This window comes from Enterococcus sp. LJL90 (assembly GCF_056924355.1).
The window spans coordinates 1-4,049 of sequence record NZ_JBXPBQ010000033.1; the positions used below are offsets into that span (position 1 = coordinate 1).

Here is a 4,049-nt window from a genome sequence, read left to right on the forward strand (position 1 = left end):
CTACATCAAAAAGTCACTCCTTCTGCTTGTTTGCACAGGGAGTGGCTTTTTAAGATAGAACTTAGATAGATTCTTTCCAAATATCATGTAGAAATTCTAACTTAAAAATTTGTTGAGTTAAATCAATCATTACGCATACGCAACTACAATAAGATTTGTTGAATCTGTGATACATGTTTGAAGAGTAATCCTTTCGCCCCCACCTGTGCCTGTTATTGTATCCCAATAATCCACTCCATCAGATATGCCATATCCTGAATCATCTACTTGGAATATTGAAGATACTGTATATGTCGTAGGGGTGCCGTTTGCATCTGTCACAACAATTTGACTACCAGAGCCTAAATTCGATAAACTGGAGAACGCACCTGTATTATGCCCAATAAAGTGGGTGTTTAGTCCGTCTGAACCGGATTGTGTAGTTGCTCCACCCCACGTTGAAACAATACTTGAGTTACTATCGATTATACTTTGACCACTACCCTCTCCACCATTTTGGTAAGATATAGCTATTCCATTAAGGTACATGGTCATTGCCGCATAACTAGTACTAGAACTTTGATTAACAACAGTTTCTGTACTAGTAGCACTTGTGTCACTTGTCGAAGCATCTACATTGTAGTCTGTTGTTACAGAAGTAGTTGAATCATCCGTTCCAGTATCCGACTGAGTGGCTACTTCATTCGAAGCCACTGTTGATAGCTCATTCACAGTAATCGTCTTGGTAGCTGTACTAATATTCCCAGCTGTATCGGTTACAGACAAATCAACTGTATAGGTTCCAGGAATCGAAGTATCGACTGTTCCACTGCTCTGAATCTGACTGGTAAGATCGCCATCCACATTATCAGTTGCAGTTACTCCATCTAATACGTCAATACCGGCTCCTTGATTTATTGTTACATCAGAGGAGGCAAAAACAGGAGCAACATTATCTGAATAAGTTTCGTCTGAAGTTGGTACATTTTCAGATATAATGGTAGGTTCTTCATTAGACAATGTGGTCGTCGCTTCTACTGTTTTCGTTGGTTCTAAAGATGCATAAGCTAAGCACCCGCCTGAAATAAATACACCTGTAACTACTACCATTCCTAATACCATCAATTGTTTGTAGCGATTTATCATACCTTGTTCTCCCCCGATTTTCTTGAGTATTAAGTCATCTAAAACTTATGTACGAAGTATAAGTCGGATGAAAACCAAAGTAGTAGTTCACATATTATTTGTTCAACATACTATTTGAACAAAGCGAATCACACCAAGACTTGTTCAATTTTTAGAAGCAAAGTTAAAAATTGAATGCATCGAAAAACAAATCTACGAGGGACAGGACTCTTTCTAAGTCTTTTTTTTAGCTCATGTTTATGCCTATCCTTTCTTCCATGTAAAGGGCCACGAAAAAATGTAGGAAAAAGGGCATTGAAAATGTAGGTTTTCGCCCATTAATAATTGTCTATTTAATCCAAATTTTATTATAGAATCCGGTATAACTTGACTAGGGACCTTCTAAAGGTGTGATGTACGCCTTTAAAAAGCCTAAGCGGAAAGTATGCGGCTCAGCCAAAGGCTATCACACCTTAGTTCCAAGTAAAGTTATACCTAATATAGTGTTATTAAACGTACCTACATCTAATCTGCTTTTCATTGGCCCAAAACCTACATCTTTTTTTCGCCTTTTACACTTACATTTTATTGTGATTCTTTAGAAAAAAAAACAAGCTCAGAGAGAGCTCGCTTTTAATTTACATAAAGTGTAGTGTGAACTTGTAAATCAGAAAATTTAATTACCTACTTACACATTTTCTCAACTAACTTAGGTAACTATCTTCTGTAAATCATGAATATTTTTTTCTGTAGGAATGTCAGCAATTATATATTGTTTCTCTAAAGGTGTATTAGGTAATACATAGTTAGAAATGTAAATATCAAATGGTGGAATAGGTGTGGACTTTGGTAATAACAAGTATTCACTTCCCATATTTGTAAACTTCGCTGTCACCGGTAAATAGTGACGAAGGACAGAACAGAGAAATTCTCCGTGCTCATACCCCAAGTCAGTTAAAATTCCAAATGACATATAGTGAGATCTGCTTTCCAATTCATTTATTAAGTTCTTCCAAAGCATAAAGACGTAAAAGTAAAATTCTTCTTTCGTTGTGTCCAACCAATCTAATTCATACTGAATTAAGGTATTCGAAAACGTCTCTTCCATCCTTTGGTAGAAATGGTTATACCGTAACTTTAGGGGTCGAATCAAAAAAGTATATCTGTTATATAGAATATACCGAGGATAAGGATAAAGTTGTGCTTTTAACCACGACTCGACAAAGCTTTGTTGGATTTTTTTCTTGCTGGAATTATCTATAGAAATAGTCACATCATCACTTAAACGCTGAATAAACTCCATTCCTGCTTGCCGTACCAAAGTGGCTTGCTTTTCATCTTTCCATGGTTCCTTCCACCAAAACAGCATGCTCAAAAAATCCTCAATCCATAGTTTTTGGTCATCAAACTGATAGTTTTGTGTGAGAGTATGAATAGGTGTCATATAAGCTAAAAAAGGCAACGAATTTAAATTTGTCACTTGTTTTTTTTTGCTATAGTACCCTTGAGAGATTCTGATTAGACTTACAGCAATAAGATATGAATACTTTGTTAGCTGTACCTCATTCAAATTTAACTCAAAATCTGCACTCACTTGTCTTAATAAGTGTATAATTTCATCTTTATCAAAGTCAAATGGCCATTCTCCTGATCCATAGCACTCATAAAAATAAGTCCTAAAAAAATACCGGAGAGCGACTTCGTTTGTAGAGTTAAGTTGATATGGCTTGGTTGTTAAAAAAATGTCTTGTTCTCGTAATGCAGACGTAATTCGCCTTGTAATTCGATATAATGTAGATGTGCTGAGAAATAATTTCGTTTCCCAGTAGCGACCCGTGTGTTCTGGTTCTAAAAACATTCCCTCAAGTAATTGGTATTCTTGAGAGTCTTTCAGAATATCTTGGTACACCTCAAGGATGCTGGAAGAGTCTTCTTCAATCAAGCGAATCCCGTCCCCAGATAGGACTTCTAAGCGAATGATATGAGGCCAGTTAGATTGTAAATAGTCCAAGTCAGAAATGATAGTTTGTTTAGAAGTATGAAATTTTTCAGCAAGGCAGGAAATCGGTATAGTTCTGAAAGTGTTAGCTAGACAGGTGAATAATAATACGCGACGTGTCATACTGTTGCTTAAAATTATTTTCATTTAAAAAACCTCTTTTCTCTATCAAATAAACTGATAGCGCTTTCTTAAAATGGCATTGTGTGGATAAATTTCTAAAATTTCTATCATGTATACTTTATTGGATGATAGCGTAATGCTAGGATTTAAATATAATTTTAGAACATCACGATTTATTTAGAAGAGTTTTCTTTTTGTAAAAATTCTTCAATTGTATTATAACAAATTAATGAAATGAGGTCTTACTATGGATACAACTTATACAACATTAATACTAGAATATGAGCGGATGAAGGAAAAAAAAAATGAAGTTACTCCAACAGCGGAAGAATTTATTAGAGGTTATGAACACGCCATGAAAATTATTATGCCTGCTTTGCATAATAATAATGATGTAAAAGAAAGATTGTGGGTCGTCAAAGGGATTCTCACATCGTCTTCTTATTTTGAACGATTCAGTGCTACAAAAGAAAATCCGTTAGGTTGCATCTTGTCATCAGTAGAACAAAATGCTTATCATTTTGAAGAATATAAGCAGGCGTTAGCTGTGGCTACACTTTTTGAGGGTGTAGTTTTACCATTGTCGTCTATCTTCGAGTAAACTAAAGAATAATAAAAACTCTTCTAAATGAATCAAGCAGGTAATAGACGTAGATGGTCTGTTACCTTTTTGCTATCTTATTCCGTTAAGTTTTTTTAAGTTATTTAACCGCTAAATTCACATAATGTCGATTATCCTAAGTATATTAAATGGTTATGCAAAAAAGCTATCAAAACTTAAAAGTATTGATAGCTTTTTTTGACTGTTGTAGAATAAGGATTG

At 34.9% G+C, this 4,049-nt stretch carries 3 protein-coding genes; 1 reads left to right on the top strand and 2 read right to left on the bottom strand.

What is annotated here, in order from left to right; genetic code table 11:
- Positions 1 to 129: 129 nt before the first annotated feature.
- Together AC1Z3S_RS19825 and AC1Z3S_RS19830 are read right to left on the bottom strand one after the other, a co-directional pair.
- Positions 130 to 1,125 (bottom strand): immunoglobulin-like domain-containing protein, encoded by a 996-nt coding sequence (locus tag AC1Z3S_RS19825; protein WP_265460255.1) that lies wholly within the window; start codon positions 1,123 to 1,125, stop codon positions 130 to 132.
- A gap of 688 nt (positions 1,126 to 1,813) precedes the next feature.
- Positions 1,814 to 3,250 (bottom strand): AcpB/EbpR/MafR family transcriptional regulator, encoded by a 1,437-nt coding sequence (locus tag AC1Z3S_RS19830; protein WP_461741811.1) that lies wholly within the window; start codon positions 3,248 to 3,250, stop codon positions 1,814 to 1,816.
- A gap of 223 nt (positions 3,251 to 3,473) precedes the next feature.
- On the opposite strand from AC1Z3S_RS19830, the gene AC1Z3S_RS19835 reads away from it, so the two are divergent.
- On the top strand, positions 3,474 to 3,827 hold the full coding sequence (locus AC1Z3S_RS19835; RefSeq protein WP_265460252.1) for a hypothetical protein: 354 nt from the start codon (positions 3,474 to 3,476) through the stop codon (positions 3,825 to 3,827).
- The last annotated feature ends 222 nt before the right edge of the window (positions 3,828 to 4,049 follow it).